Annotated in this window: 13 protein-coding genes; 3 read left to right on the top strand and 10 right to left on the bottom strand. The window is 69.0% G+C overall.

Going from position 1 to position 21435, the window contains the following annotated elements; translation table 11 throughout:
* Positions 1–18 precede the first annotated feature (18 nt).
* The 6 genes from SOM39_RS03955 to pilG form a co-directional block, all read right to left on the bottom strand.
* Positions 19–1341, bottom strand: a complete 1323-nt coding sequence (locus SOM39_RS03955) for a chemotaxis protein CheB (RefSeq protein WP_414715844.1) — start codon at positions 1339–1341, stop codon at positions 19–21.
* Entirely contained in the window at positions 1328–7858 is a 6531-nt protein-coding gene (locus SOM39_RS03960) for an Hpt domain-containing protein (protein ID WP_320457535.1), read from the bottom strand. The genes SOM39_RS03955 and SOM39_RS03960 overlap by 14 nt, the downstream gene beginning before the upstream one ends.
* A gap of 94 nt (positions 7859–7952) precedes the next feature.
* Positions 7953–9989, bottom strand: coding sequence for a methyl-accepting chemotaxis protein (locus SOM39_RS03965; protein ID WP_184126770.1), 2037 nt, complete (start codon positions 9987–9989; stop codon positions 7953–7955).
* Positions 9990–10032: 43 nt separating this feature from the next.
* Positions 10033–10563 carry a chemotaxis protein CheW gene (locus SOM39_RS03970; RefSeq protein ID WP_320457536.1) on the bottom strand — a complete coding sequence of 177 codons (531 nt, stop codon included), beginning with the start codon at positions 10561–10563 and terminating at the stop codon, positions 10033–10035.
* Positions 10563–10928, bottom strand: a complete 366-nt coding sequence (locus SOM39_RS03975) for a response regulator (RefSeq protein WP_068853720.1) — start codon at positions 10926–10928, stop codon at positions 10563–10565. The genes SOM39_RS03970 and SOM39_RS03975 overlap by 1 nt, the downstream gene beginning before the upstream one ends.
* A gap of 18 nt (positions 10929–10946) precedes the next feature.
* On the bottom strand, positions 10947–11348 hold the full coding sequence (pilG, locus tag SOM39_RS03980) for a twitching motility response regulator PilG (protein WP_068853721.1): 402 nt from the start codon (positions 11346–11348) through the stop codon (positions 10947–10949).
* 248 nt (positions 11349–11596) lie between these two features.
* Between pilG and gshB the strand changes: the two genes are divergently transcribed.
* Entirely contained in the window at positions 11597–12547 is a 951-nt protein-coding gene (gshB, locus tag SOM39_RS03985) for a glutathione synthase (RefSeq protein ID WP_093533781.1), read from the top strand.
* The gene (locus tag SOM39_RS03990) at positions 12544–13431 is read left to right on the top strand and encodes an energy transducer TonB family protein (protein ID WP_068853723.1); all 888 of its coding nucleotides are present in this window, start codon (positions 12544–12546) and stop codon (positions 13429–13431) included. Before gshB ends, SOM39_RS03990 begins: the two co-directional genes overlap by 4 nt.
* 30 nt (positions 13432–13461) lie before the next feature.
* On the opposite strand, the gene tsaB is transcribed toward SOM39_RS03990, so the two are convergent.
* From tsaB to mrcB, 4 genes are read right to left on the bottom strand one after another with little or no spacing between them, the layout of a single operon-like run.
* Complete coding sequence (gene tsaB / locus SOM39_RS03995; protein ID WP_320457537.1) at positions 13462–14166, bottom strand: tRNA (adenosine(37)-N6)-threonylcarbamoyltransferase complex dimerization subunit type 1 TsaB; 705 nt, start codon at positions 14164–14166, stop codon at positions 13462–13464.
* Between the two features lie 5 nt (positions 14167–14171).
* Positions 14172–16208 (bottom strand): ATP-dependent DNA helicase, encoded by a 2037-nt coding sequence (locus SOM39_RS04000; RefSeq protein ID WP_320457538.1) that lies wholly within the window; start codon positions 16206–16208, stop codon positions 14172–14174.
* A gap of 37 nt (positions 16209–16245) precedes the next feature.
* Positions 16246–16776 carry a tetratricopeptide repeat protein gene (locus tag SOM39_RS04005; RefSeq protein ID WP_184126766.1) on the bottom strand — a complete coding sequence of 177 codons (531 nt, stop codon included), beginning with the start codon at positions 16774–16776 and terminating at the stop codon, positions 16246–16248.
* 23 nt (positions 16777–16799) lie between these two features.
* Positions 16800–19238, bottom strand: coding sequence for a penicillin-binding protein 1B (gene mrcB, locus SOM39_RS04010; RefSeq protein ID WP_320457664.1), 2439 nt, complete (start codon positions 19236–19238; stop codon positions 16800–16802).
* Positions 19239–19333: 95 nt separating this feature from the next.
* On the opposite strand from mrcB, the gene SOM39_RS04015 reads away from it, so the two are divergent.
* Entirely contained in the window at positions 19334–21433 is a 2100-nt protein-coding gene (locus SOM39_RS04015; RefSeq protein WP_320457539.1) for a glycosyltransferase, read from the top strand.
* The last annotated feature ends 2 nt before the right edge of the window (positions 21434–21435 follow it).

Genomic DNA, 21435 nt, shown 5'->3' on the forward strand with positions numbered 1-21435 from the left:
AGTGATACGGCGTGGCGATTACTCGCTCACGCCCCAGCGTTCGGCGATGGCGGCGGCCAGCTGCGGCGGATCACCGGCGGCCATGCCGGCGGCAACCACCGCGTTGGCGGCGATCGGGTCGTAACAGCCTTCACCGGTCTGGCCCGCGACCCAGCCGCCGGCCACGGCCAGCGACAGCACGTCGTCCAGCAACGCCACGTCACTGCCGCTGAGCATCACCACGGCGCTGTGCGCCGGCGGCAACGCGGCCACCTGGATGCCCTTGGCATCCGCGGTGAAATGCAGGCCGCGGTTGTGCACGGCCACGCCCACGTCATCGGGCAGGATGTAGGCATTGCCGGCCAGCACCGGCTGGTCGGATTCGGCCAGCACCACCGGCAACGCCGACACACGGGCCATCTGCTTGACCAGGTTGCCGTAACGGCCCCCGTCCAGGCGCATGTAGACCAGGATCGGCACCGCCAGCCCGGCCGGCAGCGCGGCCAGCAGCCGGCGCAGCGCGTCGGGGCCACCGATGCCGGCCAGCACCAGCACGGCGCCGGGTGCGGCGCCGCTGGGGTCGGCGTCAGCTTCCAGCTCGACCAGCGACAGGCGCTCGATGTCGAACGCATTGGGTTCGATTGGCGCGCTGGCCGGCGCAGCCGGCGCGGCAACCGGTACCGCGCTGTCTTCATCCACCAGCGACCAGCTGCTGTGGTCGCCCAGCGGCGCGCGCGGGACAGGCGGGGCCGAGGCCGGGACCGGCGGCGGCACGCTGGCCGACGGTGCGGCGACCGGCGCCTGCATGGCGGCCAGTGCTTCCTCCAGCGAGATCGGCTCGCTGTAGCCTTCCGGCGCCTGGTACAGGCCGTCAGGCGGCACGTCGCCGGCGGCGTCGAAGGCTTCGCGCACATGGAATTCCAGCGGCGCGTCGGCATGCAGTTCGGCAGGTGTCTGCGGCAGGCCGGGCTCGGGCTGCAGCAGGCCTTCCTGCTCGGCGCCCGGCGGCAGCACGTCCTGATGGCCGTGAAGCTTGGCCACCAGGTGGCGCGCCCAGCGCTGGGCTTCCCAGCCTTCGCGGCGCGCAGCCAGTTCGGCTTCGTCGAAGATGACCGTCAGCGACGGCGAGGCCAGCACCGGGTCGAGGCGTTCAAGCGCATCCTCGATGGCCGGTTCCAGCGCGATCAGCACCGCGCCGGCGTCCGCGCCGCCCAGGGTTTCCAGATCCACGCTGTTGGGATCCTCTTCCAGCACCACGGTCGCACCGGCCTGGGCCAGCGCTTCGCGCAGGCGCTCACGCGCCGGGCCGACCCGTGCCAGCAATGCCACCGACGGCAGCGGGTTCAGGTCATTCACGGGCACGGGCGATCCCCAGCAGGTCATACACGTTTCGCATCAGGTCCAGCTCCTGGTACGGCTTGCCCAGGTAACGCTGGACACCGATTTCAAAGGCGCGTTGACGGTGCTTGTCGCCGCTGCGCGAGGTGATCATCACGATCGGCACGCCCTTGTAGCGTGGATCGGCGCGCATGGCGGTGGCCAGTTCATAGCCATCCATGCGCGGCATTTCAATGTCCAGCAGCATCAGGTCGGGTACCCGCTCTTCCAGGCGCTCCAACGCTTCGATACCGTCGCGGGCGACGGCCACTTCGAAGTTGTGGCGTTCCAGGATGCGGCCGGTGACCTTGCGCATGGTCAGCGAGTCGTCGACCACCATCACCAACGGGGCCTGGCGGTCGGTTGCCTGCGCGGCCGGTGCGATCGGCTTGAGCGGGTTGGCCTGGTAACGGCGCACCAGCGGGGCGACGTCCAGGATCACCACCACGCGGCCATCGCCGGTGATGGTGGCACCGTAGATGCCCGGTACCGAGGCGATCTGCAGGCCGACCGGCTTGACCACGATTTCGCGGTTGCCCAGCACCTGGTCGATCGCCACGGCCGCACGCAGTTCACCGGCGCGCACCAGCAGCAGCGGCACCTGGTCCTGCCCTTCGGCACGGGCCTGGCCCTGGCCGACCAGCGTACCCAGGTCGTGCAGCGCGAATTCTTCGCCGCCGTAGTGGTAACCGCCGTTCGCCGATTCGAAGCGCTCGCGCGAGATCCGGCCGATACCGCTGACCGAGGCGACCGGCACCGCGAAGGTGGTCTCGCCGATCTGCACGAACACCGCCTGGGTGACCGCCAGGGTCTGCGGCAGGCGCAGGGTGAAGGTGACGCCCTTGCCCGGCACCGAGTGGATGTCCACCGAGCCGCCCAGCTGGCGCACTTCGTTGTGCACCACGTCCATGCCCACGCCTCGGCCTGCCAGCTGGCTGACCTGGTCGGCGGTGCTGAACCCGGGCGAGAAGATCATCGCGTCCAGTTCGGCATCGCTGAGCACGGCGTCGGCCTCGACCAGGCCGCGCTGTTCGGCGCGGCGACGGATCGCCTCGCGGTTCAGCCCAGCGCCGTCATCGGCTACTTCCAGCACGATTTCCGAGCCTTCGCGGCGCAGGCGGATGGCGATCTCGCCTTCCTCCGGCTTGCCGGCGGCACGACGCTGCTCCGGGATCTCCAGGCCATGGGCCACGGAGTTGCGCAGCATGTGTTCCAGCGGCGCGACCATGCGGTCGAGCACGTTGCGGTCCAGTTCGCCGTGGGTACCGTCCAGGGTGACGTGGACCTGCTTGCCGGTGTCCTGGCCGGCCTGGCGGACCACGCGGCGCAGTCGCGGCACCAGGCCGTCGAACGGCACCATGCGCGCGCGCATCAGGCCATCCTGCAGTTCCGAGCTGACCCGCGACTGCTGCTGCAGCAGGACGTCGTACTGGCGCGACAGATCGTCCAGCACGCCCTGAAGGCCGCCAAGGTCGGCTGCGGATTCGTTCAGCGCACGGCTGAGCTGCTGCAGCGTGGAGAAGCGGTCCAGTTCCAGCGGGTCGAACTTGTGGTCGACCTGTTCCTGCTCGCGCTGGTAACGGGCCACGATCTGGGCTTCGGTTTCCAGGTCCAGGCGACGCAGCTGGTCGCGCAGGCGCGCATTGGTGCGGTCCAGTTCGCCCATGGCACCGCGGAAGGCACCCAGCTGCTGTTCCAGGCGCGACCGGTAGATCGCCACTTCACCGGCGTGGTTGACCAGGCGGTCCAGCAGGTCGGCGCGCACGCGCACCTGCTCCTGCTGCGGACGCGCCAGGGTGTCTTCGTCAGTGGACGCTTCCAGCGGCACCGGTGCGGACAACGGTGCCGACGCAACCGCCGTATCGACCACCGCCGGGACCTCGACCGCAGCAGCAGGCGCGGCGGGCGCGTCTTCTGCCTCGACGCGGCCGAGCGTGCGCGCCTCGAACGCGGCGATCAGGTCGTCCGGCATGGCCACGTCGCGGTGGCGACCGGTGCGGGTCAGCATCTGGTGCAGGCGGTCGAAGCCGCGTTCCAGCAGGTGGACGTCGCTGCGGTCGATATCGGTACGGTTGGCGGCGACCGCCTCCAGCAGCGATTCGATGCCGTGGCCCAGGTCGCCGATGGCGTTGATGCCGGCCATGCGTGCGCCACCCTTGAGGGTGTGCAGATCACGCTGCAGCCCGGCGATCGCTTCGCGATCCTGGGGCGCGGCGCGCAGTTCGCTGATCAGGCCATCGCAATGGTCGAGCAGGTCCTTGCCTTCCTCGACGAAGATGTCGACCAGCTCGCGGTCCAGCACGCTGAAGTCCAGCGAACCGGCGTCGTCGATTTCCTCTTCTTCGGCGGCCGCTTCGTCCGCCGCAATGGCGGCGGACAGCGGGGCGTCTTCCAGTTCGAACAGGGGTGCCGACGGCGACGATGCTTCGGCATCGGACAGGCCTGCTTCGGCCTCGGCGAATGCATCGCGCTCGTCCAGAGCTTCGTGGCGTGCATCCAGGCCCAGCACCGGAGCGTCGTCGGCAGTTGCCTCCGCATCGGGACCGTCGACGATGGTCAGGCCATCGTCCAGCGCCTGCTGCAGCTCAACCGATTCGCCGAACGCGGGGGTCGACGGGATGACGTCTTCCAGCACCGCAGCGTCTTCGTTTTCTTCGATGGCATCCAGGCTGTACCCGGCGCTGTCATCAGCGGTGACCGGTGCGTCGGTCTCCAATTCGATCGCGTCGTGCAGCGCCTCGACTTCCACGGCCTCCAGTTCGATGGCCTGGATCTCTTCCGTCTGGATCTCTTCGGGCTGGATCTCTTCGGCCACGATCTCTTCGGCGACGATGTCGAGCGGCTGCGACGGTTCCGCGGCAGCTGCGTCCGCAACCTCCACCGTGTCCGGCAGGGTGTGCTCGTAGAAGCGCGACAGATCGTCCGCACCCGTCAGCTCCACGGTTTCCAGGCCGTGCTCGACGATGGGGGCGTCCACGGTTTCCGGCGTGGTATCGACCGGCGCGCTGGACGGCGCATCGAACGGGGTCACCAGCTCGGCGTTGAAGTAGGCCGAAAGATCGTCGCTGCCCGTCAGCTCATCGACCACCAGGGCATCGTCGGCCGTTTCGCCGGCGTCGACCAGCGACAGCGCGTCGGCCTCGACGATGGCCTGCTGCAGCCCGGTGTCGGTGCTGTCGTCGGCAACGGCGTAGCCATTGCGCTCATCGAACTGTGCGGAGAACGCGGCCAGCTCATGCGCGGTGACATCGTGCGCGGCCTGGGATGCATCGGCCTCCGCGTCGTTGTCGGCATCGGCAACGGCATCCCGTTCGTCGGCGTCATCACCGTCCAGGTCCATGCCATCGTCGGCAACCAGTGCCGGCCAACGTGCTTCGGGCAGCGTTTCGGCCAGCGCCTGCAGGCGTTCGGCCAGCGCAGCCTGCGACGGAATGCGCGGGGCGTCGGCCTGCAGCGCCACCATCGTGGTACGGATCGCAACGGCGGCAGCGGCCAGTGCCTCGACGCCTTCGTTGCCCGGCACCGCATCGGCCGCCAGCGAGCGCTTGATGAAGCTCTCGGCGTTACCGGTGACTGCGGTGATTTCCGGCACGTCGGTCATCGCGAACGCACCATTCATGGTGTGCACCGCGCGCAGCAGGGTATCGGTGACCGGTTGCGGCGCCGCCTGTGCTTCTTCGAGCCAGGCCTGCAGCGTGGCGTGGTGGGCCTCGACTTCGGCCTCCAGGATTTCGCGCAGCACCTCGTCGATGTTGGCCGGGGTTCCGCCGGTTTCCTCGACCGCCTCGACGGCCTCGACGTCGGCGGCTTCCTGCGCGACGCCGGCCACGGCCACGTCGGTCGGCTCCACCGGCGCGGCGGCCGGAGTCGGCCGCTGCAGCGGCACATGGAAGGTTTCCTCGCCCGCGGCAACGCGGTCGGCGATGCCCTGCATGGCCTGCAGGTCCGCGCTCACGCGGCTGCCATCGCGCAGCGCAGCGTTGAGCTGCGGCAGTACTTCATAGGCCTGGGTGACCATTGCCACCACCGCCGGCGATGCCGGGCGGCTGCCGTCCAGCACGCGGTTGAGCATGCCTTCGATCTTCCAGCTGAACTCGCCCAGGGTGCGCGCGCCAACCAGGCGGCCACTGCCCTTCAGGGTGTGGAACACGCGGCGGATCGGACGCAGGCGGTCCATGTTGTCCGGGGCCATGCGCCACACCGGCAGCAGGTTGCCCAGGTTGACCAGTTCCTCGTCGAACTCTTCGATGAAGACGTCGCGGATGTCCTGGTCGATGTTCTCGCCATCGTCCTCGAAGCCGGCGTCGATGGTGCCCGGCTCGTCAGCGGCAACCGGCGCGTCGACCACGGCAGGCGCCTCGACAGCCGGCGCGGTGGAGAACTGCGCGGCGGCGGCATCCAGCTCGGCAAGGAAGCGCGCGGATTCGTCGTCCAGCTCGATCTTGCTGATCACGGCTTCCTGCACGCCAGCGACGGAGCCCACGCCCGTTGCTTCGATGGCAGCTTCGTCTTCGCGAGCCTCGTCCTGGCGGGCCTCGATCAGGTCGTCGGCCGGTACGGCGACCGCTTCAACCGGTTCGTCTTCAACCGGCTCGGCCTGCTCCTGCAGGAACGCCGGCAGTGCCTGCACATCCAGCTCGCTGCTGTCGGCGGCCGGCGCGTCGTCGATCTGCAGCGAGAGCACGTCGCCCGCATTGTGCAGCGGCTCGTCGAAGGTGAATTCGATCGGCTCGTCGCTCAGTTCCAGTGCATCGTGTTCGGCGGCGACCGGGTCGAACCCGGTGGCGATCGGTGCTCCGGTGTCGGACGGTGTTGCGTCCAGGCCATCGAGGGCGATCGGTGCGATGTCGGTTGCCGGTGCGGCCTGCCACGACGTGCCGACACTGGCATCTTCCGCCAGCACCGGATCGAAGTGGGCGAAGGTGGGAGCGTCATCGGTACGCGCCGGTTCGCTGTGCAGCGTCCACTGCGGCGCGTCCGCAGCGACCGGGGCGGTCGACGCTTCGAACACCAGCGTCGGCGCGGGCTTGCTGGCCGGCGCGACGGGCGCGACGGGCGCGGCGGCAGCGACCTCAGGCAGCGGCTCGAAGGTGAAGTCCGGCAGCGGCGGTGAAGGCACGTCGCCCGGTGCCGGGGCGGCCGGCGTGACCGCCGTTTCCACCGGGGCCACCACGGGGGCATCCCATCCGGTCAGCTCCACGTGTTCCGGGGCAACCGGCAGCGCCTCGGCGCTGGCATCGACCGGGGCGGCATTTTCGTCCGGCAGCGGCCAGTAGCGCAGCGTTTCCAGGCTGGTGCGGGTGATGTCGAGAATGTCGTCGCGACCCTGGCGGCGTTCGCGCAGGGCTTCGAGGTAATACTCCAGGCTGGCCATGGCGTCGGCCAGGGTGTCCAGCTGGCGGCCGCTGGGTACGCGCTGGCGGCCGATCAGCTCGACCGCGATGTACTGGCGCACGCCCTGCAGGTAATCGGCCGGCGTGGACAGGTCGAGCATGCGCAGCGCGCCGGCGACCTCGCCCAGCAGGCGTGGCACTTCGTGCAGCTGCTCGTGGTTCCAGTTGGTTTCGATGAACGCGACGAAATGCTCGCGCGCGGCCGAGAAGTTGGCGATCGCCTCGTGGGCAAGCACTTCAACGGTACGCCGGCCTTCGGCCGCACTCGGATCGTCTTCGCCACTGCCGCCGGCGCCGAGGTGGGCGACCTGGTCGTCCAGCGAGGCATCCACGTACAGCAGCGCACCGGCGATATCCAGCAGCAGGGTTTCATCGATCTGCTGCTGGCCGTCGACCACGCCCCGCAGCGCATCGCGCTGCTGCACGACCACGCCGCGGGCCACGCCCAGGCCCATCATGCCCAGGGTGTCGGCGACCGCGCCCAGTTCGTTGACCTGGGTCTGCAGCTGGGCCGGCTCGCCGCCGGTACGCAGGTGCAGGTCCAGTGCGTCCTTGATGCGCAGCAGCTCTTCCTTGACCGCATTGCCCACGGTGTCGAGCAGCTCGCGGTTGCGTCCGCTCAGGCTGCCACGTGCGTGGTCCAGTTCGGCCTCGGTGGCGCTGGCACTGTCCGGCGCGAACGCGAACAGCACGCTTTCATTGATCACCGGCGCGGCGCGCGCCAGGCGGATGTCATTCAGCAGCGGCAGCAGCACGATCGGGATGTCGCGGTGACCGTTCTGCAGGCGCTCCAGGTAATCGGGCAGCAGCACGCTGCCGCGCATCAGGGTGGCGCAGGCTTCGTCGCGGTCGGGGACTTCCCCGGCGCCGATGGCATTGGCCAGCTGTTCCATCTCCTCGGCCACCATCGCCGGGGCATACAGCTCGACCATGCGCAGGGTGCCCTGCACCTGGTGCAGGTAGCCGGCGCAGAAGCGCATGCGGCTGCCATCGGCAGGGTCTTCGGCGTAGTACTCGAGCTCGTTGCGCACCTGGCGCAGGGTCTCGTCCAGCTCCGGCTTCACCCAGCCCAGGGCGGCGTGGCTCATGGCATCGCGCAGCGTGCTCATGCCAGGTCTCCCGGCAGGTGGGCGCGCATGTCGTGCTGTGCTTTATCGCGATGCATCATCTGCTGATTCCTTCCCTCTCCGCCCTGCCCGCGGCTCACGCCGGCAGCTTGAAGTCGGCAACCGAGCGGCGCAGGTCGGCCGCCAGCTGTGCCAAATGACCGATCGACTCGGCGGTCTGTCCCGCGCCCTGCGAGGTCTGGCCGGTAATCTGACGGATCACGCCCATGGTGCGGGTGATGTCCGACGCGGCCGACGACTGCTGCTGGGCGGCGATCGAGATGTTCTTGATGAGGTTGTTGAGCGCGTTGGACACGCGTTCGATTTCGGTCAGCGCCGTGCCGGCATCCTCGGCCAGGCGTGCACCGGACACCACTTCGGCGGTGGTCTGCTCCATCGAGCTGACCGCTTCGTTGGTATCGGCCTGAATGGCCTGGACCAGGTTCTCGATTCGGCGGGTCGCACCGGAGGTGCGCTCTGCCAGGCGCTGCACTTCGTCGGCCACGACCGCGAAACCACGGCCGGCTTCACCGGCCGAGGCCGCCTGCACCGCGGCGTTCAACGCCAGGATGTTGGTCTGCTCGGAAATGTCGTTGATCAGTTCCACGATCGAACCGATTTCCTGCGAGGACTCGCCCAGGCGCTTGATGCGCTTGGAGGTTTCCTGGATCTGGTCGCGGATCTGGTCCATGCCCTGGATCGTTTCACGCACCACGCCGGCACCTTCGGCGGCGATGACCACCGAGCGCTGTGCCACGTCGGCCGACTCGGCGGAGTTGCGCGACACCTGTTCAATACTCGACGCGATTTCGCCAATGCGGTCCGATGCCGAGGTGATCTGGTTGGCCTGGTGGCCCGCCGCTTCGGCCAGCTGCATGGCCGTGGCCTGGGTTTCCTGGGTGGACACGGCGACCTTGGCCGAGGTGTCGTTGATGGTGGTCACCAGGTGGCGCAGTTCGTCCACGGCGTAGTTGATTGCGTCGGCAATGGCGCCGGTCATGTCCTCGGTCACCGAGGCCTTTACGGTGAGGTCGCCTTCACCCAGCGAGCTGATTTCGTCCAGCAGCCGCATGATCGCCTGCTGGTTGCGGCTGTTGAATTCCACCTGGGTCTGGTAACGCAGTTCCTGCTCGCGCGAACGGCTGCGCACGGTGCTGCTGACGAAGCCGATGATGGCGATCAGCGACAGTGCACCGGAGATCACGCCCAGCCAGAAGTTCGGGAACAAGCGCGTGTCGCGCACCGAGCCGAACGAGGAGAACGCCTCGAACAGCTTCTTGCTGTCATCCAGCATCTTGTTGGAGCCGGCGGTCAGCGCAGCGGCCGAGGACTGCGCCGAGAACAGCTGGCGCGAGCTGGCCAGGATCGCATCGGCGTCCTGCTTCATCGTGTCCCACTGCTTCTGCGACTGCTCCAGCGCGCCCAGCGCGGCGGCGTTGCGGACCGGGGCGATGCCCAGTTCGTCATTGCCGTTGCGCAGCGCATCCAGCACCTGGGTGAACACCACCGAGTCGCGGGCCAACGCGTCGCCTGCGGCGGCCGCGTTGCCGCCACCGGCGCGCATTTCGGTCACCCGGCGGGCCATCGAGCCCACCACCACGACCTGCTGCAGGGCGTTGTAGACCTGCGAGGCCGGGGCGCCGCTGGCCGACATGGCACGCACAACTTCGTTGAGCTGGGCCTGCAGGGCAGGCACGCCGTTGACGAAGTTGTTGGCGTTGCCGGCCAGGGCCAGCACCGCCGGTTCACTCGCCACCAGCTGCGCCGCGCTCTTGCCGAGCGGCTCCCAGGTCTGGGTCAGCTGGTTGAGCGGACCGGACACGTTGGCTTCGCTGCCGTAGCGGCCCTGCAGGCTGCTCACCGTGCTTTCGATGCGCGCCTTGGTGTCCTTGAAAGCGGTGAAGGCCTGGGCGTTGCCCGAGACCGCTTCACGGCCCTGGTTGGCCAACTGCTGGGACAGCACCTGGAGATCGGCCGCGCCGGTACTGGCACCGGCCAGGCGGCTGCCCTGCCAGGTGGCCACACCGGTGTTGACGCCGAACACGATCATCGACAGGGCCAGCAGACCCAGCCAGAAATTGGTTCCTACCGTGCCCAGCTTGCCGGCCTTGGCGGTTTCCGAAGAAGTACTCATCGTTCAACCTCGATCTTCAATGCAGTGAGGCAGGCTGCAGCGTTCACGCCGCGGCCTGCCTGAATTCGGGGGTACGGGACAACAGCGAGAGCGAGAACACGCCCCAGTCGTGGCCGTCGCCATGGAACGCGCGGTCGATGAAATGGGCGTAACGGCCGCTGGCCAGGTCGCCGCTCTCGACGTCCTGGTCCAGCTGGAAGCTGCGCTGGCCGAACAGTTCATCGATGGTCAGGGCAACGTCGCCGCCGGCCTGGCGCATGATCAGCACCCGCTGGCCTTCCTGCTGCACGGTGCGCTCGCCTTCCATGAAGTACTTCAGGTCGACCACCGGGAACAGGTTGCCGCGCAGGTTGCCCACGCCCAGCAGCCACGGCTGCGCGCCAGGCACCGGGGTGATCGGCGGCATCGGCACGATTTCGACCACCTCGCGGAAGTCCGAGACCAGGTGGCGCTTGCCGACCCGGTAGCCGACGCCGCGCCACAGGTCCTGGGCGAACTGCCGCTCGGGCAGCTGCACCGCATGGGCCAGGCTGCGCCGTTCGTAGGCTTCAAGGATGTCGAAGGGAGAACGCATCAGGACACCAGCAGTTCATTGATCTGCGCGATCAGGTCTTCTTCGCGCGGTGGCTTGACCACATAGGCGGCCGCGCCCTGGCGCAGCCCCCAGGCCTTGTCGGTTTCCATCGCCTTGGTACTCACGATGATCACCGGGATGGCCTTGGTCTTCTCATCGCGGTTCAGCGCGCGGGTCGCCTGGAAGCCGCTCATGCCCGGCAGCACCACGTCCATCAGCACGAGCTGCGGCTGGTGTTCCTGGACGAGCTTGATCCCGTCCTCGGCGTTGCCGGCCTCGAGCACTTCGTGCCCGGCCTTGGTCAACCATTGGATGAACACCGCCCGGTCGGTCGGTGAGTCCTCGATCAGAACGATTCGAGCCATTGTGCCTTTCCCCCCTGGTCAGGCGTTTACGTATGTGCGGATGGCACCCAGCAGTTCTTCACGCGTGAAAGGCTTGGTCAGGTACTGCTCCGAGCCCACGATGCGACCGCGCGCCTTGTCGAACAGGCCGTCCTTGGACGACAGCATGATCACTGGCGTGGCCTTGAACAGCTGGTTGTTCTTGATCAGCGCGCAGGTCTGATACCCGTCGAGACGGGGCATCATGATGTCCACGAAGATGATCTGCGGCTGTGTGTCGGCGATCTTCGCCAACGCCTCGAAACCATCGGTCGCGGTCACTACTTCGCAGCCTTCACGCTTGAGCAGCGTTTCGGCCGTTCTGCGGATGGTCTTCGAATCATCGATGACCATCACCCTGAGCCCTGCGAGTTCCCCACCCGCAGCCATGTTTTCAGTCATTACCTTTCCCCGAGCGCGCGACGCTTCTGCTTTGGTCCGGCGCCGCTGCGAAAGCGTATCTATATCCCACCACGCGGCCGTCATCAAGGGTGTGCTTCCCAAGCCAAGCCGGGAGCGCCCCCCGCGAACCGGCCCGGCCCGGAACTGCGCAAAGCGTGAAGACCGCCGGACGCTGCGTTCCGCCGCTCCGGGCAGGCAATACGGGCGCATTGCCGCTACCATCAGCGCCTGCCCGCCAGGTTGCGACCATGCCGTTGAACGTCATCGTGGTGATGGATGCCATCGCCCATATCAAGATCGCCAAGGACACCACCTTCGCCATGCTGCTGGAAGCCCAGCGCCGTGGCCATGCCCTGCACTACGTCAGCCCCGGCGGGCTGGCGCTGCGCGACGGGGTGGCGGTGGCCCGTACCGCCCCGCTGCAGGTGCGCGACGACAAGCATGACTGGTTCACGCTGGGCGAATTCGGCCAGACCACCTTCGGCCCCGGCCAGGTGGTGCTGATGCGCAAGGATCCGCCGGTGGATGCCGAATTCATCTACGACACCCAGGTACTGGGCGTGGCCCAGCAGGCGGGGGCGCTGGTGGTGAACGACCCGCAGGGCCTGCGCGACTACAACGAGAAGCTGGCCGCCCTGCTCTTCCCGCAGTGCTGCCCGCCGACCCTGGTCAGCCGCCGCCACGCCGACCTGAAGGCGTTCGTGCTGGAACATGGCCAGGCCGTGCTCAAGCCGCTGGACGGCATGGGCGGGCGCTCGATCTTCCGCAGCGGCACCGGTGATCCCAACCTCAACGTGATCCTGGAAACGCTGACCGATGGCGAGCGCAGGCTGACCCTGGCGCAGAAATTCATCCCCGACATCACCGCCGGCGACAAGCGCATCCTCCTGGTCGACGGCGAGCCGGTGGACTACTGCCTGGCGCGGATTCCGCAGGGCGACGAGTTCCGCGGCAACCTGGCCGCCGGTGGTCGCGGCGAAGGCCGCCCGCTGAGCGAGCGCGACCGCTGGATCGCCGCCCAGGTCGGGCCGGAGATGAAGCGCCGTGGCATGCGCTTCGTGGGGTTGGACGTGATCGGTGATTACCTCACCGAGGTCAACGTCACCAGCCCCACCTGCGTGCGCGAACTGGATGCGCAGTTCGGGCTGAACATCGCCGGCACCCTGTTCGACGCGATCGAGGCCAGCTTGGCGCAATGAGTACGGCGGTCGCTCCGATGGTGCCCCTGCAGGCCCGCGAATCGCAGCGCCTGGGCGCGACCCTGGCGCTGTCGGCGCTGGTGCATGCGCTGCTGATCCTGGGGGTGGGCTTCGCGGTCAGCGACAATGCCGCGCTGGTGCCGACCCTGGACGTGATCTTCAGCCAGACCCAGACCCCGCTGACCCCCAGGCAGGCCGACTTCCTGGCCCAGGCCAACCAGCAGGGCGGCGGCGACCACGACAAGGCGCAGCGCCCGCGTGACAACCAGACCGGGATCGTGCCGCAGCCCCAGGCCGGGCTGTCGCCGGTGCCGCAGCAGCGCCAGGATGCCGCGCGCCCGCCACCGCCGCAGGCGCGGGTGGTGGCCAGCCGCAACAGCCCCGACCCGATCGCCGAAGCGCAGCCACAGCCACTGCCGGAGCATCCGCAGCCGGACGCGGCGATGACCGCGCGCGAACAGCGCGATGCCGAAATGGCCCGGCTGGCCGCCGAGGTGCACCTGCGTTCGGCGCAGTACGCCAAGCGCCCGAACCGCAAGTTCGTGTCGGCCAGCACCCGCGAATACGCCTACGCCAATTACCTGCGCGCGTGGGTGGACCGCGCCGAACGCGTGGGCAACCTCAACTACCCCGATGAGGCGCGCCAGCGCCGGCTGGGCGGCCAGGTGGTGATCACCGTGGGCGTGCGCCGCGATGGCAGCGTGGAAAGCAGCCGGATCCTGCGCAGCAGCGGCACGCCGCTGCTGGATGAAACCGCGCTGCGGGTGATCCGCCTGGCCCAGCCGTTCCCGCCGCTGCCCAAGACCGATGACGGCGTGGATATCCTGCAGGTCACCCGGACCTGGGTGTTCCTGCCCGGCGGCGAGTTGCGCGACGACCGGTAAGGCCGGCTCGGCTCCGGGCGCTCTGATTGATCAGCGCTGCTTTGCCGCCCGCGCAGCCCGCTGTTCGACCAGGGTCAGGGCGACGTTGTTGCGCAGGTAGGCCGGTTCAACCAGCTCCGGGGCCATCGCCTCGCCGCGCTCGAACATCGGCACCGCCAGCGCCAGCAGGTCGGAGGCACGCGGCAATGCCTGCGCGTCAACACCGTCCAGCTGATCGGCAAGCCGCGTGGCCAGCACGCCCTCGGCCGCACCGAAGCCCGTACCGACACCGAACCAGCGGCTGCCATCGGGCAGTTCCACGGCTTCCGGCGCGCACACCACTTCCTCGCCCTGCAGCTGCCACTGGCCGTCCACGCGCACGTGGCGCGCCGCATAGACCTCGCCCATGCGCGCATCGATGCTGCTCAGCACGTGGGTGGCTTCAGCCGGCGCGCGCAGCGCCAGCACCTGCAGGGTGGAGACCGGGATCAACGGGCGATCCAGCGCCAGCGCGATGCCTTGTGCGATGGCAATCGCCAGCCGCACGCCGGTGAACGCGCCCGGCCCCCGCCCCAAAGCAATCGCATCCAGCTGCGAGCGCGCCAGCCCGGCCTCGGCCAGCAGTTCCTCGGCCCAGGGCAGGCTCAGTTCGGCATGGCGGCGCGGGGCGATTTCGAAGCGCTCACGCACCTGCCCATCCACGTACAGGGCAACGGAGCAGGCTTCGGTGGCGGTTTCAAAGGCGAGCAGTTTCATGGGGATCAGAACAGGGAAGTAGGAAAGGCATCGGCAACCGGGGCGGGACTGGTAGTCCCGGTGTCGGCAGCAGTGGCAGGCCATTGTGGCGCAAAGAAGGTCTGCACATCGCCCAGCGAGCGCGTGCGCCGGAACGGCGGCAGCGAATCCAGGAAGGTGCGGCCGTAGCTGCGGCTGACCAGGCGCGGGTCGCACAGCACCAGCACGCCCCGGTCGGTCTCGCTGCGGATCAGCCGCCCCACGCCCTGCTTGAGCGCGATAACCGCCTGCGGCAGCTGCTCGTCGCGGAACGGGTTGCCGCCATCGCGGCGAATGGCATCCAGCCGTGCCTCGAACACCGGGTCATCGGGCGCGGCGAACGGCAGCTTGTCGATCACCACCACGCTCAACGCATCGCCCACCACGTCCACGCCCTCGCGGAAGCTGGCCGAGCCCAGCAGCACGCCGTTGCCCGATTCGCGGAAGCGCTGCAGCAGCGTGGCGCGCGGCGCCTCACCCTGCACGAACAACGGCCACGGCGCGTCGCGCAGCGCTTCGGCGGCTTCGCGCAATGCGCGATGCGAGGCGAACAACAGGAATGCGCGCCCGCCCGATGCTTCCAGCACCGGGGTCAGCGCGCGGATCAGCGCGGTACCAAAGCCGCGCGCGGCCGGATCCGGCAGGTCGGTCGGCAGATAGCACAGCGCCTGCCGGGCCCAGTCGAACGGGCTGGGCTGCAGCAACGTGATCGGGTCGTCCAGGCCCAGCCGCTGGGCGATGTGCTCGAACCTGCCGTCCACCGTCAGCGTGGCCGAGGTGAATATCCACGCCGCCATCGAACGCTGGCGGTGCTCGCGCAGCGGTCCGGACACATCCATCGGCGTGCGCTGGCAGCGGAAGCCACGCGGGGTGAGCTCATACCAGAGCACCTCGGCCGGTGCTGGAACCTGCTCCGGGTCGGTATCGAAGTCCAGCAGCGGCGCATCATCGCCCAACCAGCGCGACAACCGCGACACCGCCTCCATCGCCCGCGCGTGGCAGGCATCCAGGCCGGGGGAAGCCGCGCGCACGCCATCCAGTACGTCGCGCAGCGCCACCAGCGCACTCATCGCGGCATCGAAGCCATCGCGCACCTGCGGCACCGCCAGGGCGCGCCACTGGGTACCGCGCGCGGGCAGGCCGTCCATCGCCGTGCGCAGCTCGCGCAGGGTCTGCTCCAGCGCGCCGGCATGCGCGTGCAGCGCGGCCTGCGCGCCGGCCACGCTGCGGCTCTCGGCCAGGCAGTCGCGCGCCAGCTCCTGCCACGGCCGCATGCCGAATCCTTCGCCGAAGAAATTGGCGGCCAGCTCCGGCAACTGATGCGCTTCGTCGATCACGAACGCCTGCGCGCCCGGCAGGATTTCGCCGAAGCCCTCCTGTTTGAGCGCCAGGTCGGCCAGCAGCAGGTGGTGGTTGACCACCACCACGTCGGCCGCCTGTGCACGCTGGCGCGCCTGTACTACGAAGCAGTCATCCCAGAACGGGCACTCCGTACCCAGGCAGTTGTCCACCGTCGAGGTGACCATCGGGTACAGCGGCGAATCATCGGGCAGCGCTTCCAGTTCGGCCATATCGCCGAATTTCGTACGCCCCGACCAGGCCAGGATGCGCTGGAACTGCGCCACTTCCTGCGGCGAAGTGAAGCGCGGCTCGCCGCGCGCCTGCTGCAGCCGGTACCGGCACAGGTAATTGGACCGCCCTTTGAGCAGCGCGCTGCTGTGCCCCACCCCGAGCGCGGCACGCACGCGCGGCAGGTCGCGGTGGTACAGCTGGTCCTGCAGCGCGCGGGTACCGGTGGAAATGATGGTCTTCAGGCCCGACAGCAGCGCCGGCACCAGGTAGGCAAAGGTCTTGCCGGTGCCGGTGCCGGCCTCGGCCAGCAGCACCTCGCGCTGGTCGAAGGCTTCGGCGATGGCCGTGGTCAGGCGCAGCTGCGCCGGACGGGCGACGAAGGCATCAAGTTGGCTGGCGAGCGTGCCGCCCTCACTGAGGGCTTCACTGCTGGCGTGGGCAAGGCGGGACATGCTGCCATTGTAGTGCCGGCCGCTGGCCGGCACCGTTTCAATAGCGCTTGATGCCCGGCACCGTGCAGCCTTCCAGCTGGGCGTGCGCCGATGCCGCGTTTTCCTTCTCGCCGCGCGCCAGGCGCGCCTGTTCGATGGTCGCCCAGTGGCGGCGGCACAACGGGCCGGTCTTCGAGCCCAGCTCCACCGCCTTGCGGGCCAGCGTTTCGGCGCGGGCCCAGTCGCCCTGCAGCAGCGCGATCTCCGCGCGTTCCTGCACGATCGACGGATCACCTTCGTTGATCAGCAGCGCCTGGTCCAGCGCTTCGGCCGCACCGGCCAGGTCGTTGGCCTGGCGCTTGGCCTTGGCCACCACGCGCAGGTCCTCGATGCCGGCATCGCGCAGCGGCTGCACATCCAGCTCCTTGTCGTCCTTGCCGGCGCTGGCATCCACGGCCGCCATGCGCTGGGCCGGCGTGGTGGTGTCGACCGGCGGCTTCACCGGCGGCGCGGTGGACACGCAGGCGGCCAACGCCAGGCCGAGCGCGAGCACGGAAGCGGTACGGATCACGGTGCGGGAAGTCGTCATGCGGAGCTGCCTTGCGTTGCGCTTCATCGAGCGGGGGGAGTGGCCGCGGGGGCGGCCTGCGCCGGCTCGGCGGCCGGTTCGGGCTTCTTGTCCAGGCCGAACCAGCTGCGCCAGCCACCGCCTTCGCCACCCTCGCCGCCTTCGCCTTCCGGCAATGCGGTGGGGGCCACGCAGGCAGTGTAGGCCGGCGCGTAGCCGACCACGAACGGGAAGCGGCGCGCGCCCGGGCAGGACTCGTCGGTGGCGGCGGTGCCGCCGGCTTCCACCGGCTGCCAGTCCAGGCCCTTGTTGCTGACCTTCAACGGCGCGCTCGGCAGGCGGCTGAAGATGCCCGACCAGACCCGCATGGCGCCGGTGGCGCCGAACAGGCCGGTCTGCTCGTTCTGGTCGTTGCCCATCCAGACCACCGCCAGGTGGTCGCCGGTATAGCCGGCATACCAGCTGTCACGACCATCGTTGGAGGTACCGGTCTTGCCGGCCGCCTGCAGGCGCGACAGGCCATCGGCGTTGAGGCGCGCGGCGGTGCCGCTGGACACCACCTGCTGCAGGCCGATGCTGATCAGGTTGGCGGCGATGGAGTCGCCTTCCTGGGCCGGCGCCGGGGTCTTGTCATAGCGCTTGAGCAGCTTGCCCTGCGGATCGAGCACGCCGCGCACGGCGTGCAGCGGCTGGATCTCGCCACCGGACGCCAGGAACTGGTACAGCTGCGCCATCGCATAGGGGCTCTGGTCGGTCGCGCCCAGGATCACCGACGGATTGCTCTCGGCCTTCAACCCGGCCAGCACGTGGATCAGCTGGGTGACCCGCTCCGGCCCCACCTGCATGCCCACCCGCACGGTGGCCTGGTTGTAGGAATTGGCCAGCGCATCGACCAGGCGCACGGTGCCGTGGCTGCGGTTGTCCGCATTGCCCGGGGTCCAGCGCTTGCCGCGGCTGAGCTGCACGGTCACCGGCGAATCATCGACGAAGGTGGCCAGCGAATACTTGTCCGGCTGGGCCAGCGCCAGCAGGTACACGAACGGCTTGAGCAGTGAGCCGACCTGCCGCTGCGCTTCGATGGCGCGGTTGAAGCCCGGCTCCGACACATCGCGGCTGCCGACCACGGCCAGCACGTCGCCATTGTGCACGTCGGTGAGCACCAGGCCGGCCTGCAGTTCGGGGCGGCGCTTGTTTTCCAGCGACTTCAGCGTTTTGGTCACCGCACCTTCGGCATAGGCCTGGGCCGAGGGCGCCATGCCGGTCATCACGCTCAGGCCAGCGCCCTGCAGCACGGCTTCGGGGTAGTCATGGCCCAGCTGGCGGCGCACCAGGTCGACATAGGCCGGGAACCGGTTGGCGGCGATCAGGCCGGGGTTCTTCGGCACGCCCAGCGGCGCCTTCAGCGCACGCTGCAGCTCGGTGTCGTCGATCAGGCCGTTTTCGTGCAGCTTGCCGAGCACGAAGTTGCGCCGGTCCAGCGCGCGCTCGGGGTTGCGGCGCGGGTCGTAGTAGGACGGCCCCTTGACCAGCCCGATCAGCAGCGCGATGTGTTCGGTGTTGAGCGAGGACAGGTCACGACCGAACCAGAATTCGGCGCCGGAGGACATGCCGTGGATCGCCTGGCTGCCGCGCTGGCCCAGGTACACCTGGTTGAGGTAGGCCTCCAGGATGGTGCGCTTGTCGTAGCGCGCCTCCATGATCAGCGCGTACAGCACCTCGTTGAACTTGCGGGTGACGGTCTGTTCCTTGCCGATCCCGAGCAGGCCGCTGCGGGCCAGCTGCTGGGTCAGCGTGGAGGCGCCCTGGCGGCTCTGGCCGCCGGAGCGCACGGTCACCCAGACCGCGCGCGCGATGCCGCTCAGGTCGATGCCATGGTGCCGGTTGAAATCCTTGTCCTCCACCGCCTGCAGGCCGGTGACCAGCAGCTCGGGGGTGTCTTCGAGCCGGACCAGGCGGCGCTCTTCCTGCTTCTGGCCGTACAGGGTGGCGATACGCGCCGGGTCCAGCCGCGCGGCCTTGAGCGCCTTGCGGCTGTCTGCGTCGCGCAGCGAGGCGATCTGGCCACCGGACAGACTCAGCTCGATCCGGCGCGGCGCGACCTTGCCGTCGACGTCGTTGTAGCCGCGGCTGGACACGACGAAGCGGCCGCCGTCCTGGCTGAAGGTGGCCGGCGCCTTGCCGGTGCCGTCATCGCGGTAGGCCGATGCCGCCAGTTCGGTCTTCAGCGTCTGGGTATCCATGGCCACGCCCGGCGCCAGCGCCAGCGGCCGTGCGTAGACACGGGTGGGGATCTGCCAGCGCAGTTCGCCGAAGCGCTGGGTGACCTGGGTGTTCAGGTACACCGTATAGGGAATGAGGAAACCCAGCGCCAGCGCCACGGCGGCCATGCCCCAGGTGATCAGGCGACGGCGCCACAGCGGCCAGCGGCTGTCGGTGTCGTCCTCGAACGCGTCGTTGTCGTCGGAATCGTAGCGTGGGGGCACGGGCATGCAAGAATGTAAAAGTCCGGCGAGTCTAGCGCAGCCACGGTAGCGCGCGTGTCCCCCGGTTTTCCCCGCTTAGCTGGAGTTGTAACGGGATGTCGACATCCTTGGCCGATGCACGCTACTTCCTGAACCGCATGATCGGCCTGTTCCGGCGCAGCGTGGCCAGCCTGCGCACCCGGGGCTGGCGGGCCACCTGGCAGCGTATCCGGGTCCATGCGCAGCCCCTGCCCGAGCTGCAGCGCGCCCCGTTGTACCTGCCGGCGGCCGTCCCGTTCGCGCCGTTCGCGGTGCCGTACAGCGTTGAGCCACGGGTCAGCATTGTGATCCCGGTGTACAACCATGCCGCCCACACCCTGGCCTGCCTGCGCGCTCTGGCGGCCCACCCGCCGCACGTGGCCTGCGAGATCCTGATCATCGACGACGGCAGCAGCGACGAGACCCTGCAGTGGATGCCGCAGGTGCAGGGGCTGCGCTACGAAGTCCGGGCGGCCAACGGCGGCTTCATCGAGGCCTGCAACGACGGCGTGGCGCGGTCGCGCGGCGCCTTCGTGGTGCTGCTCAACAACGACACCGTGCCGCAGCCCGGCTGGCTGGATGCGCTGCTGGAGACGCTCGACAAGGTGCCGCAGGCCGGTTTGGTCGGCTCACAGCTGCTGTATCCCGACGGCCGCCTGCAGGAGGCCGGCGGCGTGGTGTTCAACGACGGCAGTGCATGGAGCTACGGCCGCTTCGAATCGCCTGACGACCCGCGCTACCGCGCGCTGCGCGATGCGGACTACTGTTCCGGCGCCGCGTTGATGCTGCCGCGTGCGCTGTGGGACCAGCTGGGCGGGCTGGATACGCGCTACCGCCCGGCCTATTACGAAGACACCGATCTGGCCTTTGCCGTGCGCGCCGCCGGCCACCGGGTGCTGGTGCAACCTGCCAGCCGGGTGGTGCATGACGAAGGCACCAGCAATGGCACCGACACCGGCAGCGGGATCAAGGCCTACCAGGTCCGCAACCAGGGCGTGTTCGCGGCCCGGTGGGCGCAGGTGCTGGCCCGGCATCCGGCCCCCGGCAGCGTGCCGTCGCCGGCGTTGCTGCACCGCCACCAACGCCAGGTGCTGATCCTGGACGAACGCGTACCGCAACCGGATCGCGATTCCGGTTCGCTGCGCCAGTACAACCTGATCCGCATGCTGCTGGCCGAAGGCCTGCACGTGGTGTTCGTGCCAACACTGCGCGAACATGCCGGCGCGCCCACCGAAGCACTGCAGGCGCTGGGCGTGGAAGTCTGGTACGCGCCGTTCCTGGAGGGCGTCGGCGCGTGGCTGCGCGAGCACGGATCGCGCTTTGCGGTGGTGATGATGGTGCGCCACCACGTGGCCAGCGAATGCCTGCCGCTGCTGAAGCGCTACGCACCGGATGCGCGGCGGGTGTTCGATACCGTGGACCTGCATTACCTGCGCGAGCGCCGCGGCGCCGAACTGGCTGGCGATGCCGGGCTGCTGCGCAATGCCGAACGCACGCGCACGCGCGAACTGGCGGTGATGGCCGCCAGCGACGTGACCGTGCTGGTCAGCGAGGCCGAGCGCGTGCAGCTCCAGGCCGACGCCCCGGCGGTTCACGTAGAGCTGATTTCCAACCTGCATGAAGTGGCTGGAGGTGGCGCCAGCTGGGCGGAACGGCGCGACCTGGTGTTTGTCGGCGGGTTCCGCCATCCGCCGAACGTAGATGCGATGCACTGGTTCATCGGTGAGGTGTTCGCCCGCATCCGCGCGCAGCTGCCGCAGGTGCGCTTCCATTGCATCGGCGCCGACGTTCCGCCGTCGCTGCAGGCCCTGGCTGCCAGCCAGCCCGGGGTGGAAATCCATGGCTTCGTGCCGGTGGTGACGCCCTACATGGAGAAGGTGCGCATCGCGGTGGCGCCGCTGCGCTTCGGCGCCGGGGTGAAAGGCAAGGTCAACCTGAGCATGGCGCACGGGCAACCGGTGGTGGCCACCACCGTCGGCGTGGAAGGCATGCACCTGCGCGATGGCGAGGATGTGCTGGTGGCCGATGATGCCGAGGCCTTCGCTGCCGCCGTGGTGCGGCTGTATCGCGACGAGGCGCTGTGGCAGCGGTTGTCCGCTGCGGGCCTGCACAACGTGGCCGACCACTTCTCACTGGACGCCGCACGCGACACGGTGCGGCGGGTATTCGTCGGCTGACG

This window comes from Stenotrophomonas sp. CFBP8994 (assembly GCF_034044835.1).
Classification (GTDB): Bacteria; Pseudomonadota; Gammaproteobacteria; order Xanthomonadales; family Xanthomonadaceae; genus Stenotrophomonas; species Stenotrophomonas rhizophila_A.

Coding starts and splice junctions, on each gene's coding strand:
- pilG (WP_068853721.1), bottom strand. CDS start 11,348: ATGACTGAAAACATGGCTGCGGGTGGGGAACTCGCAGGGCTCAGGGTG.
- SOM39_RS03965 (WP_184126770.1), bottom strand. CDS start 9,989: ATGAGTACTTCTTCGGAAACCGCCAAGGCCGGCAAGCTGGGCACGGTA.
- SOM39_RS04005 (WP_184126766.1), bottom strand. CDS start 16,776: ATGACGACTTCCCGCACCGTGATCCGTACCGCTTCCGTGCTCGCGCTC.
- SOM39_RS04000 (WP_320457538.1), bottom strand. CDS start 16,208: ATGTCCCGCCTTGCCCACGCCAGCAGTGAAGCCCTCAGTGAGGGCGGC.
- SOM39_RS03970 (WP_320457536.1), bottom strand. CDS start 10,563: ATGCGTTCTCCCTTCGACATCCTTGAAGCCTACGAACGGCGCAGCCTG.
- SOM39_RS03975 (WP_068853720.1), bottom strand. CDS start 10,928: ATGGCTCGAATCGTTCTGATCGAGGACTCACCGACCGACCGGGCGGTG.
- tsaB (WP_320457537.1), bottom strand. CDS start 14,166: ATGAAACTGCTCGCCTTTGAAACCGCCACCGAAGCCTGCTCCGTTGCC.
- SOM39_RS04015 (WP_320457539.1), top strand. CDS start 19,334: ATGTCGACATCCTTGGCCGATGCACGCTACTTCCTGAACCGCATGATC.
- gshB (WP_093533781.1), top strand. CDS start 11,597: ATGCCGTTGAACGTCATCGTGGTGATGGATGCCATCGCCCATATCAAG.
- SOM39_RS03960 (WP_320457535.1), bottom strand. CDS start 7,858: ATGAGCACGCTGCGCGATGCCATGAGCCACGCCGCCCTGGGCTGGGTG.
- SOM39_RS03990 (WP_068853723.1), top strand. CDS start 12,544: ATGAGTACGGCGGTCGCTCCGATGGTGCCCCTGCAGGCCCGCGAATCG.